This is a genomic window from Flavobacterium sp. 25HG05S-40 (assembly GCF_052654735.1).
In genome coordinates this window covers 1,260,672-1,279,451 of the sequence record NZ_CP199750.1, presented here as the reverse complement: position 1 = coordinate 1,279,451, position 18,780 = coordinate 1,260,672, and the positions used below count along the sequence as shown (strand labels likewise).

The following is an 18,780-nucleotide window of genomic DNA, read 5'->3' as shown; positions in this document are numbered from 1 at the left end:
TTTTGGACTCGGAAAAAAAAACTAATTTTACCAAAAATGAATCCAACCTTTGTTTCTTCAACTGTATGAACGATACTTTAAAAACCCATTTTGATATTGATGTAGTAATCACTTGGGTTGATGGCAATGACGAAAATCATAGCAAAAAATTACTGCAATACATTGAAAACAAAGACTCCCTCAACTTAAAAGGTTTTGTAACCCGATTCAATCAGGTTAATGAAATTGAATACTGCATTAAATCGATATACAAATTCGCGCCTTATGTCAGAAATATTTTTATTGTTACCGATGAGCAGACACCTGAATTCCTTAAAAACGACAGCGTAAATTTTTACCATAACGTTTCGATTGTAGATCACAAAACTATTTTTAAAGGGTATGAATCGTATTTACCGCTTTTCAATAGTAATTCAATTGAAACCTTAATTAGTCGGATTCCGGATTTGGCGGAACATTTCATTTATTTTAATGATGATATGCTCTTGATTAATGCCACCAAACCCACTGATTTTTTTACTGCTGAAGGTTTTCCAGTGTTGAGAGGAAAATGGTTAGGCTATGAATCGACAGGATTTAAAGAATTCCTAAAGAACATTGGCTTAAAAAAGAAACGTGTTTCCAAATTGACCTATAAACAAATGCAAGAAAACATTGCCAAGATTTTGGGTTTTAAGCAGTATTTTAAAGTCAGTCATACCCCAATATCTTTGCGTAGATCTGTTCTTAATACGTATTTGAATCAGAATGAAGACGTTTTGATCAACAACATCAAACACCGATTTAGAGTGCCGACCTATTTTATGGTTCAGTCTTTAGGCATTCATTTGGAAATCTTAAATAAAACATTCAAACAGACTAAGAACTTGCAATTAGTCTATTTTGGCTCTTCAGACAAGGCACTTTGGTGGATTAAACATAAGCTTCAAGCAGCTGAAAATGATCACAAGAAACTCTTTTTAAACATTCAAAGCCTCGATTTATATCCTGAAGAAAAACTCAAATACATTTTAAACTGGCTCGATAAAATTTTAGAATACAAAAAATAATGGACTTAAATACCGAAGTACACAAAGCTTTTGAAGTGATACAAAATGGCGGCATCATTCTCTATCCAACAGATACTGTTTGGGGAATTGGTTGTGATGCGACCAATGCTGAAGCGGTTAAAAAGATTTACGCCCTGAAACAACGTGAAGAATCCAAAAGCATGATTGTGTTGATGAATGGCGAAAAAATGATGTACAATGTGTTCAAAGACATTCCCGAAACTGCCTGGCAAATTCTGGATTTATCAGAGAAACCAACCACATTGATACTGGACAATCCTAGAAATGTTGCACCCAATATCATTGCCGATGATAAAACACTTGGTGTTCGCATTGTGAAAGAACCTTTTTGTTTCAAACTGATGGAACGGATGAAAAAACCTTTGGCTTCGACCTCAGCGAATATTTCGGGGAATTTTACGCCAAAATCTTTTAAAGAAATTGACCCCGAAATTATAAAAGGTGTCGACTATGTAGTAAATTTGCACCACGAAAAAATTTGCGACAAACCTTCAACGATTATCAAGCTTTCGATAGATAATCAGGTGAAAATAATCCGCAAGTAAAACTAATTTGAAAATTTGAAGATTTGAAAATGTTATAATTAATTTTCAAATTATCTAATTTTCAAATTTTCAAATTGAGTATGAATTACATCAAAGCTTTAGAAAATCCGATTTTCAAAATCATCGCTCAAGCCAGTGAACAACTAGGATTAGAGAGTTATGTGATTGGCGGTTTTGTCCGTGATTATTTACTGCAGCGCGACTTTAAGAAAGACATCGATATTGTTGCGGTTGGCTCCGGAATTGAGTTGGCTTTAAAAGTTTCTGAATTGTTGCCCAATAAACCTAAGGTTCAAGTTTTCAAGAATTATGGCACTGCGATGTTGCGTTATAAGGAAATCGACATCGAATTTGTAGGCGCCAGAAAAGAAAGTTATGCCGAAGACAGTAGAAATCCGGTAGTGGAAAACGGTACTTTGGAAGACGATCAAAACCGACGTGACTTTACGATTAATGCTTTGGCTTTTTCGTTGAATCAACACAATTATGGCGATTTGATTGATCCTTTTGATGGCTTAACCGATTTGGAAAACAAAATCATTAAAACGCCATTAAATCCTGATATTACTTATTCTGATGATCCGCTCAGAATGTTGCGCGGTATTCGATTTGCAACTCAACTAAATTTTGAAATTGAAGCAACGTCTTTAGAAGCTATTTTAAGAAATAAAGATAGAATCAAAATCATTTCGGGCGAACGTATTGTGGATGAACTGAATAAGATTTTGTCTACCGACAAACCATCAATTGGCTTTTTACATTTATACAAAACCGGCCTTTTAGACCTTATTTTACCTGAGTTAACTGCCTTAAACAATGTAGAAGAAATAGAAGGTCATACCCATAAAAACAATTTTTATCATACGTTGGAAGTGGTGGATAATATTTGTCCGAATACCGATGATGTTTGGCTTCGCTGGGCGGCTTTGTTACACGATATTGGAAAAGCGCCTACCAAAAGATTCAACAAAAAACAAGGTTGGACATTTCACGGGCATGAATTTTTAGGTAGTAAAATGGTCAAGAAAATCTTCGAGAGATTGCACATGCCTTTGAACCAAAAGATGAAGTTTGTAGCCAAAATGGTCATGCTGAGTTCAAGACCTATTGTGCTTTCGGAGGACATCGTTACTGATTCGGCGGTGCGTCGTTTGGTATTTGATGCCGGAGAAGATGTGGATAATTTAATGACGTTGTGCGAAGCGGATATCACGACCAAAAATCCGGCTAAATTTAAAAAATACCATAACAATTTTGATATTGTCCGCAGTAAAATCATTGAAGTGGAAGAACGGGATAAAGTCCGTAATTTTCAGCCACCCATAACTGGTGAAGAAATTATGGAACTCTTCCATTTAAAACCTTCTCGAGAAATTGGTGTTTTAAAAGAAGCCGTAAAAGAAGCTATTCTCGAAGGCGAAATCCCAAATGAATATCAGGCTGCTTATGAGTTTGTACTGAAACGTGCCGAAAAACTTGGATTAAAAAGAATGAATTAATACATTATTATAATTTGTTTAAGGCTAGAAACAAGAATTGTGATTTAAATTTGCCTCTCTTTTACTCAGAAACTTAAAAAATGAAAAAAGATAAAGCCGTTATTTACTGGCTACTTTCGGGATGTGTTTTAGTGTTTATTATGGTAGTGGTTGGTGGTATAACGCGACTGACTAATTCGGGTTTATCGATGACCGACTGGCATTTGGTTACCGACACGTTGCCGCCTTTAACTGAAGAAAAATGGCAGCATGCCTTCAACGAATACAAGAAGTTTCCCGAGTATCAGAAAATCAATGTTCACAACGATTTTACCCTTGAGGATTATAAGTTTATTTACTTTTGGGAATGGTTCCACCGCTTCATTGGGCGCATTATTGGGTTGGCTTTTATCATTCCGTTTGTATACTTTTTGATTAAAAAACGAATCGACAATGCTACATTGAAAAAATGTGGTATTTTACTCGGAATGGGTGCTTTACAAGGCTTCTTTGGATGGTTTATGGTAAAAAGTGGTTTGGTAGACCATCCCGATGTGAGCCATTTTCGTCTGGCGTTGCACTTAACCTTTGCCTTTATAACCTTTGCATATACACTTTGGGTGGCTTTGGATTTAATCTATCCGGAACGAAATTTAGTATTAGTAGACTTGAAGAAATTGGCCCGAATTACTTTAATTTTTTTAGTAATTCAAATTATTTATGGTGGATTTGTAGCCGGTTTGAATGCCGGATTGGTGCACAATCATTGGCCGTTGATGAGTGACGGACAGTTCTTTCATGATAGTATTGCGTTAGAAAAAGAATCGTGGCTACTGCGATTTACCGAAGGTAAATGTGGTGTGCAGTTTGTTCACAGAACCATGGCTTATGTTGTGGTGGGATTGATTTTGTTCCTATATTTCAAAAGCAAAAAATATACATTGAGCACGCAACAACAAAACGGATTGAACGCTTTGGTGGGATTGGTGTTTGTTCAGTTTGCTTTGGGTGTTTTCACTTTGTTGTACAGCGTGCCAATGTGGTTAGGATTGTTGCATCAGGTGATGGCGTTCTTTTTGCTTACCGCGATGACGTATACCTTACACCGATTATCAAAATAATACGCTTGCCCAGACTATATTGTCGCATTTCCTGTTTACTAACTTAAATGTCTAAACTTGCAGCTCAGGATAAATTTTTAGATTTATCAGATTACGGAAGATCTTTCGGAAGATTTTTTGCCAATCAATTAAAGAATACCCGCTTCACTCCTATTCATGTTACATTACTTTTCGGACTTTCGGGATTGATTGCTATTTATTGTATTCTGAACCATTCTTATTTATTGGCTGGATTTTTCATTTTGCTAAAATCGGGAATCGATGCAGCCGATGGCGAATTGGCTCGACTCAAGCAAACGCCTTCGTATTCGGGTCGCTATTTGGATAGTGTGTTTGATATCATTCTGAACTTTTTGTTTTTGATGGCAATTTGCTACGTTTCTACAACAACGATTGGGTATACTTTGCTAGCTTTTATTGGCATCCAATTACAAGGAACGCTATACAATTACTACTATGTAATTTTAAGGAATAAATCGGTTGGAGCCGATGCCACCAGTAAGATATTCGAATATAAAACTCCGAAAGCCTTACCTGGTGAAAGTCAGCAGTCGGTCAATATTTTATTTGGAATATATACTGTGGTTTATGGAAGTTTTGATAAAATAATTCATGCGCTCGACAAACAAGCATACAAAGTAAAAAGTTTTCCGAATTGGTTCATGACTTTGCTTTCATTATATGGTTTAGGGTTTCAATTGCTTATTATTGCCATCATGTTACCTTTGGGTTGGATTGAATGGGTTGCTCCATTTTTCATCGTATACACCTTACTGATCTTTGCACTCATTGGAATCCGGAAGCTATATATAAAATAAAAAAGACTTCTTTCGAAGTCTTTCAGCATTATGCTTTTTTCTTAGCTTTTATCGAGCAGCCTATGGCTTTAGTTATTTCCGGCGAAGGCTCTCTTCCATTTTCTAAGGCTGCAATAGCGTTTTCAAGATAGCGTACCTGAACCGCATTGGCATCGTCCACGTTGTCATCAATTGCACCAATATATTTTACAATCAAATTTTTATCTAATAAAAACACATGTGGCGTTTTGGTTGCACCATACTGCGGATAAATTTGTTGTCCTTCATCTACCAAATAAGGAAAGGCGAATCCTTCCGCTTTTGCTTTAGCTTGCATTTTTTCGAAAGTATCATCAGGCTGTACAGCGGGATCATTGGGATTAATCGCTAAAAGCACATAGCCTTTCGACTTGTATTTTTTAGCCAAATCGTTGACACGATCTTGATATTTCACGGCAAACGGACATGTATTGCACGTAAATACCACAATAAAGCCTTTGGCATCTTTGTAGTCAGACATGCTGTAATTTTTGCCGTCAACCGATTTCAGTTTGAAGTCTGTGGCTTTGTCGCCTGGTTCATAACCGTTGGACACTGCTGTTTCGCCTATTAGAAAGGAAGTAATAGCAATAAAAAGTAGTGGAATAGCTTTCATAAGTATTATTTTAATTGATTTGTAAATGAGTTAACATAATCGTTGAGTTCCACAAGGGTTTCAAACTCGTGTTCTGCAAATAGTTTTCTGTTGCCGTTAAGTAACAGCGTGGCCGGAATAGCGCCTGACCAATCTTTGTATATCTTTTCCAGCCAAGAATTATAATTTTTATCTGTTAAGGCTACGACTTGTGCTGTGAGTTTCTTTTTAAGAAGAAATGGCTTTAATTTTCTCTCGATATCGCTTTTACTGTCTAGACTTACAAGGATGACTTTTACCTTTTTATTATCAAGATGCAACTGCTGAAAATAAGGCAACTCCTTGACACAAGGTGCGCACCAAGTTGCCCAAAAATTGATTACATAAACATTTTCGTCATTCTTGAGAATACTTTTTTCAAAATCAGCAAAGGTGTCAAATACCAAAACCTCTTGCGCCACAGAACTTTGGGCAAAAATGGAAAATAGCAATATCAACAAAAAGTGTTTCATAAAAATGTAGGAAGCACGAAGTTACTGACTTAGTGTTTTATCTTAGAAGCTGTTAACAAAACTTTACAAATTTTAACATCATGCATCAATAGTAAATTCCTAGTGAACTTCTAGTGAAAACCTGAAAGTGCCTAACGTTGATTTAGAATGTTTTGTACCTTAGCAACATAAGTACCCACTATTATGAAAAAATCTTTGCTGATTGCTTTTTTGTTCTATTCATTACTTATGTATTCGCAAGAAGAAAGTCAGTATCCTGATATTGTGATAGATTCCTATAATACTACTACTCAAAAAAAAGATGTTTTTTACGGTGGTAAAGGTTCTCAAAACGGATTGGTGGTGCCTCTTTCTTATCTACTGTATCAGAACGACCATTTTGTTAGCTTCCCAACAGGGAGCTATGTGGTATTGGGATTTACAGACAATTACATTATGGATGCGCCGAATCAGAATGACCTTTTTATGGAAGAAGTGGGTGGTGCCGGTGAATATGCCGATATTTTTGTGAGTTCGGACAACATAGACTACACGTTTTTAGGAAAGGCAGGCAATGGAGAAGTGAATGAATTTGATTTGGCTACTATTGCCTATAAAAAAAACGTGAAATACCTAAAAATTGTGGGAAAAGACAATAAAGGAGCCTCACCGGGATTTGATGTTCGCAATATTTATGGGCTACCGGGTGCCAACAAAATGGAAGAACCTATCGTTCTGGAAAATGTACTGTTTGAAACCAACAAATCGGTGTTGTTGCCGTCTTCTTTTGCTTCTTTGGATAAATTAGCCTCGCAACTTGAGCAAAATTCCTTGATGAAAATAGAGGTAAGAGGTCATACGGATAATGTTGGCAATACTTCTAAAAATCAAACGCTTTCCGAACAACGTGCCAAGGCTGTTTTAGACTATCTGGTTGCTAAAGGTATTGAAGCCAACAGACTTTCGAATAAAGGTTTTGGTAGTTCCGTGCCTATTGCCTCGAACGACAAAGAAGAAGGTCGCCAAAAAAACCGAAGAGTCGAGTTTCTGATGGCGAAGTAGGCAATTTAGGCTTTTTTGCTGCTAACTAGTATGAGATTTCTCCTTTGTCGGAATGACATTAGTTTGGCATGAGTACTTGCTTACTAAAAAAACGAAATCATCCCAACCATTCCTTAAAATCATTTACTCTTTCTCTTGATACTATGACCTCATCGTCTTTGTAAGTTGGTAAAATCACTTTAAGTCTGGAATTGCTGTAGATTTGGATTTCTTTGATGCCTTTCATCGGGACAATGAATTTTCGGGAAACGCGGTAAAAATCTTTGGGATCGAGTTCGGTTTCGAGTTGTTCCAAGGTGTTGTCTAACAAATAATCACGGTTATCAAAAGTGTGAAGATAGGTGCCTTTATTTTCGCTGTAAAAACATTCTACTTCATCAATAGTGACCATCTTGAGTTGTTGTCCCATTTTGATGGTAAAGCGTTTTTTATAATTTTTATCGGCTGGATTGACCAACATCTTTTTGATCATTTCAAAATCGAGTGACAAATTAGGAGCACTAATATTACGAGCTTTGAATTTATTGACTGCAGTTTCCAAATCGTCTTCGTCAATTGGTTTTAAAAGATAGTCGATACTATTCAGTTTAAAGGCGCGCAAAGCGTATTCATCATAAGCTGTTGTAAAAATCACGGCACTTTTGATATCGATGGTTTCAAAAATTTCAAATGACAAACCGTCGGACAATTGAATATCTAGAAAAATCAAATCAGGATGTGTATTGTTGTTAAACCAATGAACCGATTCTTCTACAGAATGCAACAGCATATTGATTTGGAGCCCCAATTTCTCGACTTTTCGTTGCAGTAGTCTTGCTGCCGGTTTTTCGTCTTCGATGATGATGATATTCATGTTTGATTTGAAAATTTGATGATTTGAAAATATGTTTTAGTCGGAATTATTGCAACTGATTTAGCTATCGTTTTACTATTTTTTGTGCATTTGTTTTAGACCAATAAAAAATCAACGGTGTGAAAATGAGGGTTGGTCCTAACCACGCAATTATTGGAGGAAGATACGTATTGTTTACCACTAGAAATGCTGTAAATGCTGCGATATACGCTCCGGTCATTCGCTGAATGTGTAGCAACAACCAATAGTTTCGGAAGGCTATTTTGCCATTGTAAATAGCAATATCTTTTTTGGCCATAAGCAGACTAATCGCTCCAAATACCAGCAAAACTATTCCAAAATAATGATCATTTGCCAACAAATAGAATCCATAGAGAATAAAACCGATAGCAAAAAGTATCATTAGTAAGGTCAATATCCAATCTAATCTTTTAGGTTCTTGTCCTTTATCAATTCTTCGCAAGGATAGAAATCGTTGGCCGGTTGCCGTCATATAAAAAGAAAATACAGCAATAATGAGCAGAAATACATTAGGGTGTATAAATGACATTATGAATCCAGCTACAGCATTGATTATCATTCCATAGAAAAAATATTTTCCTACCAAACGATGGGGTTTATCTCCTTTTGGACGGATGATATTGATGGTTCCTGCCAAAAGACCTATGCTTCCTGCAATGATGTGAATAATCAATATAACTTTAAATACTATCTCCATTTTTTTTTTAAAACTGTGAATTGCTATTGAACCCGTAATACTAAATTTACTCCCACTTATTCTGTTTTTCCTTTTCCATCAATTCTTTAATCTTTTTTTCTTCCCAATCTTTACCCATCATAAAGGAAGGCAAAAAAACGGAAAGTCCGTGAGCCGTCAAACCAATTCCCCAAAAGAAAACCGTATTGAAGGTCTGCCAGTGCCAAAAATTAGCATTTTCTCCCGAGTTGTTGTAATTAACAACCAGCAACATGGTATTGATTACGATGTAGATCAGCAAGTGACTATAAAACCCTTTGATTTTCTTAACACGTTTTAGGGCTTGTTGGTATTTTATTTCTTCGGTATTTCTTGCAGTATCATTCATATTTCTGTTGTTTTTCTTGATCCATAAATTCTTTTAATTTTCTTTCTTCCCAGTCTTTTCCGAGGAATGGTGTGTAGTTAAAGACTTTCATTCCGTGAAACACTAATCCAATTCCCCAACTTCCCGCAGACCAGAGAAACCATAAATACTCCGGTGAATATCTTAGGTTGATAAACAGTAAAAACAAGTTTACCACGACGTAAGCTACCAAGTTTCCATAAAATCCTTTGATATCCTCTACCTGTTTTTTAGCCTGTTGGTATCTTTCAAATTCTTCATTAAACTTTTCCATGATTACTCCCATTTATTTTGTTGATCTTTCTTTAGAAATTCTTTTATTTTTCTTTGTTCCCAATCGGTTCCAAAAACTTTTTCCCTAAAAAATAATTTCAGTCCCTGAACCGCTATGATGAAGGTCCATACCCACATAAAAAAGCAGTTGATATGTTTGATAGGCCAAAAATTAAACGGAGCACCATAATAGGTTTTGGCCAAAAAAAGCAGGACGCCCACGATGTATATCAGCAAATGTGTGTAAAACTGTTTTATTTTATGCACGCGATATCGTGCCATTTCAAGTTCAAAGTCTTCCGGATTTTCTGTAGTAAAACGTGGTCTCATCTTAGTCCCATTTAGTTTGTTTGTCCTTATTTAAAATCTCCTGAATTTTCTTTTCTTCCCAAGACTTTCCGTAACCAAAAGTTTCAAATGCGTGGAAGATTACTCCCATTCCCCATCCAAACATTGGGAACCAAAACCATTGGAATCCGGTAGTTTTTAGATTGATAAAAATAAGAATCGGAATGACACAGCAATACGATATTAAATTGCCATAAAAGCCTTTTAATTTTTCTACTCTGTCTTTGGCTCTCATAAAAGCCATGTTTTCGTTGTAAATATTTTGCGTTTCCATAAAAGCGATTTGTTTTGTTAATATTGGAATTTTTACTTTAAAATAGAGTTCGTTTTCTTCGATTAAGACTTTACGCTCCGAAATTAATCCGTAGCGGTTAACGATGTTTTGCAAGCCAACACCGCGTCTATCCTGAAGCACTTCTTTTTTCTGAAGATTGTTTTCCACAATCAGATAATTGTTTTCGATGTAAATTTTGATGTGTAGTGGTTTCTTTTCACTAACCACATTGTGTTTAATCGTATTTTCTAATAACAGCTGTAATGATAAGGGCACCACTCTGGCTTCATTGTTCTCAAAATCGGCTGGAATATCGTAAGTGATACTGTTTTCAAAGCGCATTTTTAACAGATTCATGTAGGTCTTAGCGAATGTCAATTCTTCTGTAACCGATACCAATTCTTTGTCTTTTTGTTCCAACACGTAGCGGTAAATTTTGGACAATGATGTGGTGAAACGTTGTGCATTATCTGGATTTTCCTCTATTAACGAACTCAAAACATTCAGACTGTTGAACAGAAAATGCGGATCGATTTGATTCTTCAAACTTTCAAACTGTGCCGATGCAGTTCCGGCTATAATCTTTTGTTCTTTTACTTTGTTATCGCTGTAAGCTTTGTAAATGTAGAAGGCATAAAAACAAAGCAAAACGATAAACGTCATTACGAAGGCAAAAACATAATTAGCTGGCTTTTCATTGGCCCAATACTTTTCGAATGATTCGCCTTCTATAAGAACATCGATAAAAATCCGTAATAAAAAGATGGTAAAGAGCGTTACAAAGAATGACGATACAAAGCCTACAATTATTCGTTTGAGTGAAAATCGTTCTTCTGTGAACTTCGTATCCAAATACACAAAAACCATTTGATTGGCATACCCAAGAATCACGGAATAGAGCATAGTATACACAAACATCTTACCCAGTTTGCTGTTAAATTCTATGGTATCACCGTAAATACTATTGATCAAAATGATTATCAGAAAAATAACAACCCCAATTCCAAATGATCTCAATAATTCTTTTTTGGTAAATTTCATCGTTAGTGGCTTTTGTATCTTTGGTTGTAACCAATTATTTTTTACAGCTTTCTAAAGCTTCTTTGGCGCGATCAGCACCCCAATTTGGATGGAATGGTGTTTCAGGCTTAAAGTTAGCAAAAAGTTCTATTGATTTGGCGATAGCTTCACACATTGGTTTGGTATCGGTTCCCCAATATTTAGCGCCACCAATTTCAAACTCTGCTTTAGAAAATAAAACTCTAGGGTTTTTTGGGTCGATAACCAAAGCTTTGTTGTATTGTTCCATAGCTAAAGCGGAATATTTTTGGCCGTTAGTCATCGGATCTTGCATTAAAATTGCGGTATACAACAGCGCTTGAGCCACCATAATTTCGGTGTTATTCGGACTAATCGCCGTAGCATTATCAAGAGCGTCTTGCGCTTTACTAATCAGCGCACTGGCTTTTTCTTTGTCTTTGGTTCCAAAGGCTTCAAGAGTATTGATAAAAGAAATGTAATAATTAGGTAACCAGTTGTTTTTTTCTACCGATGCGATACGTTCAAAAGTTGCTACAGCTTCAGTATTTTTTCCTTCTCCCCAAAGTTGCATGGCTTTACCCATTCCTTGTTCGTATTGTGATTGAGCCGATAAAATAGTACAGATAAAAAATGCAATAGATGTGATAATTGTTTTCATGATTTTTATTTTTTAGATTGATTATTGAAACTTTTATTTTTTATTTCTGATGTAAAATTATTGTGATTGTAGTTCGTATAAAATTTATACTTACCGAATTGTCATTTTTGATAGATGAACTGTAATTGTCGAAAGTCTAAGGTCTAGAGAGCATCAAACTTTTGACTTTCGACTTTCGACTTTATGACTTTATAACTTTCGACTCTATGACTTTATGACTTACAAATTGTTCAACTGATTGTCTTTTTTGTTGTCGCTGATGGTCCAAAAGAAGCCTACAAAGAAGAATCGGTCAGCTGTAGGTCTCACGGCAGTTCTTTCGAATACGCCGTTGGCATTGGGTGAATTGGCATAGTTGTAACCGAAAACATTTTGTACTCCTAAAACATTAGAAACTGAGAAATAAAGTATCTTTTGTTGGGTTAGCAAATAAGCCCAACTTATACTTAAATTACTAAACGATTTGGTTTTACCGTTCATAAAAACCGATTGATTAGGATCGTTATAAGGTCGTCCGGAGCTGAATTGCTGGGTAATCCCTAACTGCGATTTTAGGTCGGAAATCCAATATTTTGTAACCAATGACGCGCTGTGTGATGCTACAAAACTCGGAGTCACTTCGGCACTAAAGTTTCGGTAATCTCTTTTCGTATCGATATAGGAATACGAAATCCAATATTCTAGATTTTTGATACTGTTTCCATCTCTCCAAAAAATATCCACACCTTTGGCAAAACCCTGTCCGTTATTCGAATAAACCGAATTAAACTGTGGTGCTTCTGTATTAAACTTTACCAAATCAGAATAACCTTTAAAATAGACTTCCGTGCGCAAGGTTCTATTGTTCTTAATGTATTGGTAATTCAATATGTAATGTGCAGCCTTTTCGGTTTTAAAATCATCCGAATATTTAAGGTACTCTTGACGTGGTGTTTGTTCGAAATTTCCGTAGGCGAAGGCTAACTGGCTATTTTTAGAAATTTTATAGGCCAATGAGGCTCTTGGTGAAATACTGTTTTCTTTGATATAATCATTTGTCGATGCTCGTATTCCCAATTTAGCGGCAAACTTTTTGGAAAAGAAAATATCTGCTTCGGTATATACTGCTGCAATAGCTGCATTGTATCCACTGCTGAAGCTAGTGTTGAAATCCTCATCAAATTTGGTGATGAAATAATCCGAACCAAAATTCAGTTTGATTCTGTCCGTTAGTTTTTTTGTGAATTTTAGTTTCAGATGCGAGGCATGTTCGGCATTTTTAACATCATTGGCATCAAAAGCAACTTTAGTCTGGCTGTAACCATAACTCAAACCTGTAAACAACTGCCAATTACCTCCAAAGTTTCCTTTATACGAGCTGTTTAAATAAAAATTGTTATTGTTTAAATTGACTCTGATTTTCTCGGGCTGATTGATATCTTGCTGATTTAAATCAAATCGCGAAGCTTCAAAAGCGGCATAGGCCTTAAAAATTCCGTTGGCAAAATTATAGCGATACACTGTTTCACCAGATAATGACTGAAAAGGCTTGTTCCAATCTACATCTTGAGGAACTGTAACCTGATACGGAGCTAAATCAATATAAGCAGTATTCACACTTAACGAACTCTTTTTCCATTTTTGGGTATTACTTAATCCTAAACCTACAGTCATCAGCGAAATATCGGTTTTGTTTTGATCAGCTTCATCCTGCGTATTCAATAACAACACACTGGATAATGCTTCGCCATATTCTGCCGAATATCCTCCGGTTGAAAATGACATTCCACTAAATAAGAAAGGAGAAAAACGTCCTCGTGTTGGTAAATTATTGGTTGAGGCTCCATAAGGCTGAGCGACTCTGATTCCGTCAACAAAAGTTTGGGTTTCATCAGCTTCTCCACCGCGAACAAAAAGTCTTCCATCTTCGCCAACGTTTTGCGTTCCGGGTAAGGTTTGCAACGCAGCTACAATATCTCCTGCAGAACCAGCCGTAGTTACTATATCTAAAGGTTTTAAAACAGAAACCCTGCTTTTATCTCCAGCGCTAAAACTTCCTGCTGTAATAACTACAGCATCTAAAGTGTTCACGCTTTCTTTTAATTTAAAGATTTTGTCTTTACAATTAGTAGCGTCAATAGGCGCTTTTAAGGTTTCAAAGGTTAGAAAACTGATTACTAATGTTTGATTCCCTGTAACGGTTGTTTGGAAGCTAAAAGTTCCTTTTTCGTCTGAGGAAGCGCCATCATAGGTTCCGTCTATAAAAACGTTGGCACCGGCAATAGGTTTATTTTTTTCATCTACAACAGTTCCTGAAACCGTTTGTTGTGCATTGCTGAGCAAAGCCGTTAGGATAAATGCAAAAGTGTAAAAAGTCTTCATGTGTTTAAGTTTTGATGAAGCAAATTTGCCTCACACAATAAAACTATACAATTTTAGTTTACTGAATTGTTATTTTTTGGGGATGAACTGCATAAAAAAACCTGTTCGGTGAGGAACAGGTATTTTTCAGTTTGAATTATTAATTATCTGACAGGATATTTATCTTTAAAGAAATTCCTCCTTTTATAATGAGTGTTATTCTTGTATTTTCTCTAATTATCTAAGGCTAAATTACTTGTTTGCCAAACTTCTGTCTAACTTAATCGATAAACTACCACAAAACTCGATAGAGTTCCATTTCTGACAAATCTGATGCATTTCGTCGATGGTTTTTTTAGCGTATTCACACTCAAAATGTTGACAATTATTTTAAAAAACCTTTTAAAAAAACAAAATTTTTAACAGAGAAAGAAAATAAAAAATTGTAGCATTGCGGCACCTAAACTTACCTACAAAATGAAATTTTTTAAATCGCTTTTTGCGTCTGTGAATTCTTTTACATTGAATTCGACATCAGTACAACTCTTTGCTGACAAATGGCCTCAAATTAAAGTTTATTATGAAATTTTATCAAAATCCTTCCATGCGTCAGAAAAGGGAAATCTTGAAGAAATCAAACTAAATTCGGGAACTCTAGTAGCCAAAGCAGAAGAATTATCCATTGAAGCCATGCCAGCCGAATATCGAAATCCGAAAATACTGGAATCTTTATTAACCTTGAAAAAACAAACCAAACTGGTTGATTTTATGGTGTCGCAGAATATTGAAGATGATGAGATAAAGGTTGCATTAAACAAGCTATACGAGATTTTTCATGCTATTGTGGAACTTTGTCTTACCGAGAAATAGACTCTTATAAAATCAAGTACTTTACTGGATTCTCTATTTAAAATCTTTTCAACAATTCGCTCTTCGTAATTCGAAATTCCCGATTTATAATTTACCTTTGTCCGCTTATTAAAATTACGATTATGATTTATAAATTCAGGGCAATACTAGATGCTGAAGAAGATATTTTCAGGGATGTTGCCATTCAGGAAGAGGCAACTTTAGAGGACTTACACAATGCTTTGGTGAACGCTTTTGGTTTTGACGGCTTGGAAGTGGCGTCTTTTTATACTTGTGATGACACTTGGAATCAGGAAGACGAAATTCCGATGTTTGATACTGGTGATACTCCGGGCGAACAAAAAACCATGAGTGATTATCCTTTAAATCAATTGCTAGATCAAGAAAACACTAAGATTATCTATGTGTATGATTTTATCAACATGTGGACGTTTTTAGTGGAACTTGCGGCTATTGAGGAAGCGCAAGCTGGAGAAATATATCCTAGCTTATTATTCTCTCACGGTGAATTACCGGAAACCGCTCCGGATAAAGAATTTGAAGCTGAAAACGACGATTTCTACTCCGAATTTGAAGACGATTTAGATGATGATGATTTGGATGGATTTGGCGACGACAGCTTTGAGGATTACGGATTTGAAGAGAATTGGAATTAGCAGGAAAAGAAGCAAGAAACAAGAAGCAAGAGTAAAGAAAAAAACTTTTACAATACGATAAACACCAAAAATGATAAATTTATTTAACACCCATATCGAAAGCCTGTCAATTCATCGTGTTGGAAACAAAAACAAAAATGAATCCGTATTTCTTTCGGAGGATGCTTACGCGCTTAATGACGAAATTGTCCCGCTTTTAAAAGAATATTTTTTCAAATCTTTTAGAGAAAAAGAAGAAAACTATTTCCAGTTTGCTCACGAGGTAGATTTGGAATACAACGACATGTTTAACTTGGCTACTGAAGTTTTTACCAACCCAAGTAGCATTCACGACGTTTCAAAAAAAATTACTACCCATCTTTTTGAGCAGTCCAATCACTCACACATTAAGAACGGTGAAGTATATGTTGCGTATCTGACAAACCTCAACATTGATAACAATGTAGTCGATGCTATAGGAGTTTTCAAAAGCGAAATTATGTCTGATTTTATGCAGTTTGAAGAAAAAGGCACCACGCTTCAAATGATTTTGCAGCAGGGAATCAATCTGAATAAACTGGATAAAGGATGTCTTATTTTTAATTACAAAAAAGAGGAAGGTTACAAGATTCTTTCTGTAGATAGCAACCGATATGACACGCGTTATTGGTTGGAACATTTTCTTTCTGTAGATGCGTTTCAGGATGAAAATTACATCACCAAAAAATATCTGAAGTTCTGCCAAGGCTTTGCTAAAGATGTTGTGTTTCCTGCCGAAGACAAAAAAGAAGAAGTCATGTTCATGAATCGTTCGGTGAATTATTTTGCCAAAAACGATCAGTTTGAAGAAAGCAATTTCCTCAATGAAGTATTAGACAATCCCGATTTAATTCCGGAATTCAAAAACTATAAAGTAGACAAAGGTGAAAAATACAGCATTGAAGATGTAACTTCATTTCCTATTGCAAACGCCGCCGTTTCTGACGCTAGAAAATCGATAAAAAATGTCATTAATCTCGATACCAACATCCAAATCAAATTGGATTTTATCAATCCGGAAAGCGCCGAAAAGTTTGTTGAAAAAGGTTGGGACGAAGAAAAGCAAATGTACTACTACTTAGTGTATTTCAATAAAGAACAAAAAAGTTAGTGCTTCTATAATACAATCAAATTTTACCAAAACACATCCTCAATTGTATAAAACAGTTGGGGATTTTGTTTTTGACATAAATAAAACTGAAAATTATGTAAATTAGGATTGCCAAAAGCTACTATATTTGCTTGTTTCCGAATGATGCTATGAAATTAAAACATCTTTATTTCTTACTGCTATTTTTGTTTGTCTGCCCTATTAGTGAGGCGCAGGTAAGAAACAGCGGTAATGATTCGATTAAGGTGTATAAAAAAATTGAGGATTATTCTAAAAAAACCAAGTTCAAAAAATTCATTTACCGTCTCTTATTCAAAGCACAGCGAAGTCAGACCAAGTCGCAGAAAAATGCTCGAAAAGTCTTTCTCGTAAAAAAATCTTTTGATAGAAATGAAGGCAAAATCATCAGGAATATCCAAATTGAAACTTTAGATCCTTTTGGTTATGCTGTAGACAATTATAAAGACGTTCCCGAAAAAGGATTTGAAAAGTTTGGAAACGCTTTACACTTGAAAACCAAAAACTGGACCATTCGGAATTTACTGCTTTTCAAAAAAAATACACCTTTAGACTCTATAGCAGCAAAAGAATCGGAGCGTTTGATAAGAAGACAACGCTATGTTCGTAGTGTAATTATTAAACCAATTGAAATTCCGGGTTCTGTGGATTCGGTAGATGTTTCGGTAAGGGTTTTAGACTCGTGGAGTTTGATTCCGACTGGAGCTATTTCGGGTTCTAGAATGAATTTAGAATTGACTGAAAGAAACTTTGCGGGCTTGGGACACGAAATCGACAATGAATATTCAAGACGATTTGATGACAAAAAAAATGCTTACAAAGGCAGTTATACCATCAATAACATTAGAGACACTTACATCAAGGGAACCTTTATTTATGACAAAGATTTGAATGATAATATATCCAGAAGTGCTCGAATTGAAAGACAATTTTTCTCTCCTTTGACCCGATTGGCCTATGGAGCTTATTTTGAGAATCGCTATCGGGTAGATTCCCTACCTGATAATGCAGGAGTTTTTGCTAATCAAGATTTTAAACTGGAAACCCAACAATATTGGGCTGGACATTCCTTTAAAATATTTGAAGGAAGAAGCGAAGATTTTAGAAGCACGAATTTGGTAACAACATTAGGCTATAAAAATGTTTCTTACAAAGCTACACCGGATTTTGTATACGATCCAGAGCGCTTTTTTTCCTCAGAAAAATTATATTTAGCTACAATTGGTTTGAATACCCGAAAGTTTCAGGAAGATAAATACTTATTCAATTTTGGGATTATAGAAGATGTACCTTATGGTCAAGTGTACTCGATAACTGGCGGCATTCAGGATAAAAACAATCGGATGAGGGGCTATTTTGGTGGTCGAGTGGCTTATGGAACCTACTTTCCTGTGGGATATGCCGGAATTAATGTAGAAGTCGGTAGTTTCTTTGATGGCGGAAAATCATACGAATCAACTTTGCGCATTGAGGCCAATTACTTTACCAATTTAATGTCCATAGGGAGTTGGCGCGTGAGGCAATTTGTGATACCAACCTTAGTCCTCGGAAATCATCGCGTGAATACCATCAAAGATCGTGTTACCATTAATGAGAAAAATGGCATTTCAGGTTTTGACAATCCTTTAATCAATGGTACTAGAAAACTATTTACCACGTTTCAAACACAAACCTACGTACCGGGAAATTGGCACGGATTTCACTTTAGTCCTTTTTTCAATATGAATTTGGGGGTATTAGGTGATGAACGTCATAAAATGTTTGACGATAAAATCTATTCTATCTTTAGTTTGGGCGTCTTGATTAATAATGATTACCTAGTATTTAATAGTTTTCAGGTTTCCTTTTCTTTTTATCCGTCTATTCCGTATCAAGGAACTAACCTTATCAAAACCAATACCTTTAAAAATGATGATTTGGTGTTGCCTGATTTCCAAATTGGAGAACCGACTATTGTTCCTTACCGATAGTCGAGACAATTTTTGTAAGTATAAAACACTATAAATCATTCAAATAGTG

At 35.6% G+C, this 18,780-nt stretch carries 20 protein-coding genes; 10 read left to right on the top strand and 10 right to left on the bottom strand.

The genetic code is table 11. From position 1 onward, the window contains the following. The first annotated feature begins 65 nt into the window (after nucleotides 1-65). From ACULEU_RS05490 to ACULEU_RS05470, 5 genes are all read left to right on the top strand, one after another. On the top strand, nucleotides 66-1,049 hold the full coding sequence (locus ACULEU_RS05490) for a stealth family protein (protein WP_445454442.1): 984 nt from the start codon (nucleotides 66-68) through the stop codon (nucleotides 1,047-1,049). Continuing rightward, nucleotides 1,049-1,615 carry an L-threonylcarbamoyladenylate synthase gene (locus tag ACULEU_RS05485; protein WP_445454441.1) on the top strand — a complete coding sequence of 189 codons (567 nt, stop codon included), beginning with the start codon at nucleotides 1,049-1,051 and terminating at the stop codon, nucleotides 1,613-1,615. Before ACULEU_RS05490 ends, ACULEU_RS05485 begins: the two co-directional genes overlap by 1 nt. A gap of 80 nt (nucleotides 1,616-1,695) precedes the next feature. Continuing rightward, a complete protein-coding gene (locus ACULEU_RS05480) occupies nucleotides 1,696-3,114 on the top strand; it encodes a CCA tRNA nucleotidyltransferase (protein WP_445454440.1) in 1,419 nt (472 codons plus the stop codon). Nucleotides 3,115-3,194: 80 nt separating this feature from the next. Continuing rightward, nucleotides 3,195-4,214, top strand: a complete 1,020-nt coding sequence (locus tag ACULEU_RS05475; protein WP_445454439.1) for a COX15/CtaA family protein — start codon at nucleotides 3,195-3,197, stop codon at nucleotides 4,212-4,214. Between the two features lie 47 nt (nucleotides 4,215-4,261). Then, nucleotides 4,262-5,032 carry a CDP-alcohol phosphatidyltransferase family protein gene (locus ACULEU_RS05470; RefSeq protein ID WP_445454438.1) on the top strand — a complete coding sequence of 257 codons (771 nt, stop codon included), beginning with the start codon at nucleotides 4,262-4,264 and terminating at the stop codon, nucleotides 5,030-5,032. 28 nt (nucleotides 5,033-5,060) lie between these two features. On the opposite strand, the gene ACULEU_RS05465 is transcribed toward ACULEU_RS05470, so the two are convergent. Next, nucleotides 5,061-5,666 carry a thioredoxin family protein gene (locus ACULEU_RS05465; protein WP_445454437.1) on the bottom strand — a complete coding sequence of 202 codons (606 nt, stop codon included), beginning with the start codon at nucleotides 5,664-5,666 and terminating at the stop codon, nucleotides 5,061-5,063. Between the two features lie 5 nt (nucleotides 5,667-5,671). Beyond that, a complete protein-coding gene (locus ACULEU_RS05460; RefSeq protein WP_445454436.1) occupies nucleotides 5,672-6,157 on the bottom strand; it encodes a TlpA family protein disulfide reductase in 486 nt (161 codons plus the stop codon). 183 nt (nucleotides 6,158-6,340) lie between these two features. On the opposite strand from ACULEU_RS05460, the gene ACULEU_RS05455 reads away from it, so the two are divergent. After that, nucleotides 6,341-7,198: an OmpA family protein gene (locus ACULEU_RS05455; protein WP_445454435.1), complete on the top strand. Its 858-nt coding sequence runs from the start codon at nucleotides 6,341-6,343 to the stop codon at nucleotides 7,196-7,198. Nucleotides 7,199-7,295: 97 nt separating this feature from the next. On the opposite strand, the gene ACULEU_RS05450 is transcribed toward ACULEU_RS05455, so the two are convergent. From ACULEU_RS05450 to ACULEU_RS05415, 8 genes are all read right to left on the bottom strand, one after another. After that, nucleotides 7,296-8,051, bottom strand: a complete 756-nt coding sequence (locus ACULEU_RS05450; protein WP_445454434.1) for a LytR/AlgR family response regulator transcription factor — start codon at nucleotides 8,049-8,051, stop codon at nucleotides 7,296-7,298. A gap of 64 nt (nucleotides 8,052-8,115) precedes the next feature. Then, nucleotides 8,116-8,769: a hypothetical protein gene (locus tag ACULEU_RS05445; RefSeq protein ID WP_445454433.1), complete on the bottom strand. Its 654-nt coding sequence runs from the start codon at nucleotides 8,767-8,769 to the stop codon at nucleotides 8,116-8,118. A gap of 46 nt (nucleotides 8,770-8,815) precedes the next feature. Beyond that, a complete protein-coding gene (locus ACULEU_RS05440; protein ID WP_445454432.1) occupies nucleotides 8,816-9,136 on the bottom strand; it encodes a 2TM domain-containing protein in 321 nt (106 codons plus the stop codon). Next, the gene (locus ACULEU_RS05435) at nucleotides 9,129-9,428 is read right to left on the bottom strand and encodes a 2TM domain-containing protein (protein WP_445454431.1); all 300 of its coding nucleotides are present in this window, start codon (nucleotides 9,426-9,428) and stop codon (nucleotides 9,129-9,131) included. Before ACULEU_RS05435 ends, ACULEU_RS05440 begins: the two co-directional genes overlap by 8 nt. A gap of 2 nt (nucleotides 9,429-9,430) precedes the next feature. Continuing rightward, nucleotides 9,431-9,757, bottom strand: coding sequence for a 2TM domain-containing protein (locus ACULEU_RS05430; RefSeq protein ID WP_445454430.1), 327 nt, complete (start codon nucleotides 9,755-9,757; stop codon nucleotides 9,431-9,433). A gap of 1 nt (nucleotide 9,758) precedes the next feature. Next, entirely contained in the window at nucleotides 9,759-11,090 is a 1,332-nt protein-coding gene (locus ACULEU_RS05425; RefSeq protein ID WP_445454429.1) for a 2TM domain-containing protein, read from the bottom strand. Between the two features lie 34 nt (nucleotides 11,091-11,124). Next, the gene (locus ACULEU_RS05420; RefSeq protein ID WP_445454428.1) at nucleotides 11,125-11,748 is read right to left on the bottom strand and encodes a tetratricopeptide repeat protein; all 624 of its coding nucleotides are present in this window, start codon (nucleotides 11,746-11,748) and stop codon (nucleotides 11,125-11,127) included. 219 nt (nucleotides 11,749-11,967) lie between these two features. Next, a complete protein-coding gene (locus tag ACULEU_RS05415; RefSeq protein ID WP_445454427.1) occupies nucleotides 11,968-14,109 on the bottom strand; it encodes a TonB-dependent receptor in 2,142 nt (713 codons plus the stop codon). Nucleotides 14,110-14,565: 456 nt separating this feature from the next. Here ACULEU_RS05415 and ACULEU_RS05410 point away from each other — a divergent pair, with 456 nt between their 5' ends. The 4 genes from ACULEU_RS05410 (at nucleotide 14,566) to ACULEU_RS05395 (ending at nucleotide 18,731) form a co-directional block, all read left to right on the top strand. Further along, nucleotides 14,566-14,958, top strand: coding sequence for a hypothetical protein (locus ACULEU_RS05410; RefSeq protein ID WP_445454426.1), 393 nt, complete (start codon nucleotides 14,566-14,568; stop codon nucleotides 14,956-14,958). A gap of 122 nt (nucleotides 14,959-15,080) precedes the next feature. Then, nucleotides 15,081-15,614: an IS1096 element passenger TnpR family protein gene (locus ACULEU_RS05405; protein ID WP_445454425.1), complete on the top strand. Its 534-nt coding sequence runs from the start codon at nucleotides 15,081-15,083 to the stop codon at nucleotides 15,612-15,614. Nucleotides 15,615-15,684: 70 nt separating this feature from the next. Beyond that, nucleotides 15,685-16,743 (top strand): nucleoid-associated protein, encoded by a 1,059-nt coding sequence (locus ACULEU_RS05400; RefSeq protein WP_445454424.1) that lies wholly within the window; start codon nucleotides 15,685-15,687, stop codon nucleotides 16,741-16,743. Nucleotides 16,744-16,892: 149 nt separating this feature from the next. Next, nucleotides 16,893-18,731: a hypothetical protein gene (locus ACULEU_RS05395; RefSeq protein WP_445454423.1), complete on the top strand. Its 1,839-nt coding sequence runs from the start codon at nucleotides 16,893-16,895 to the stop codon at nucleotides 18,729-18,731. Nucleotides 18,732-18,780 lie beyond the last annotated feature (49 nt).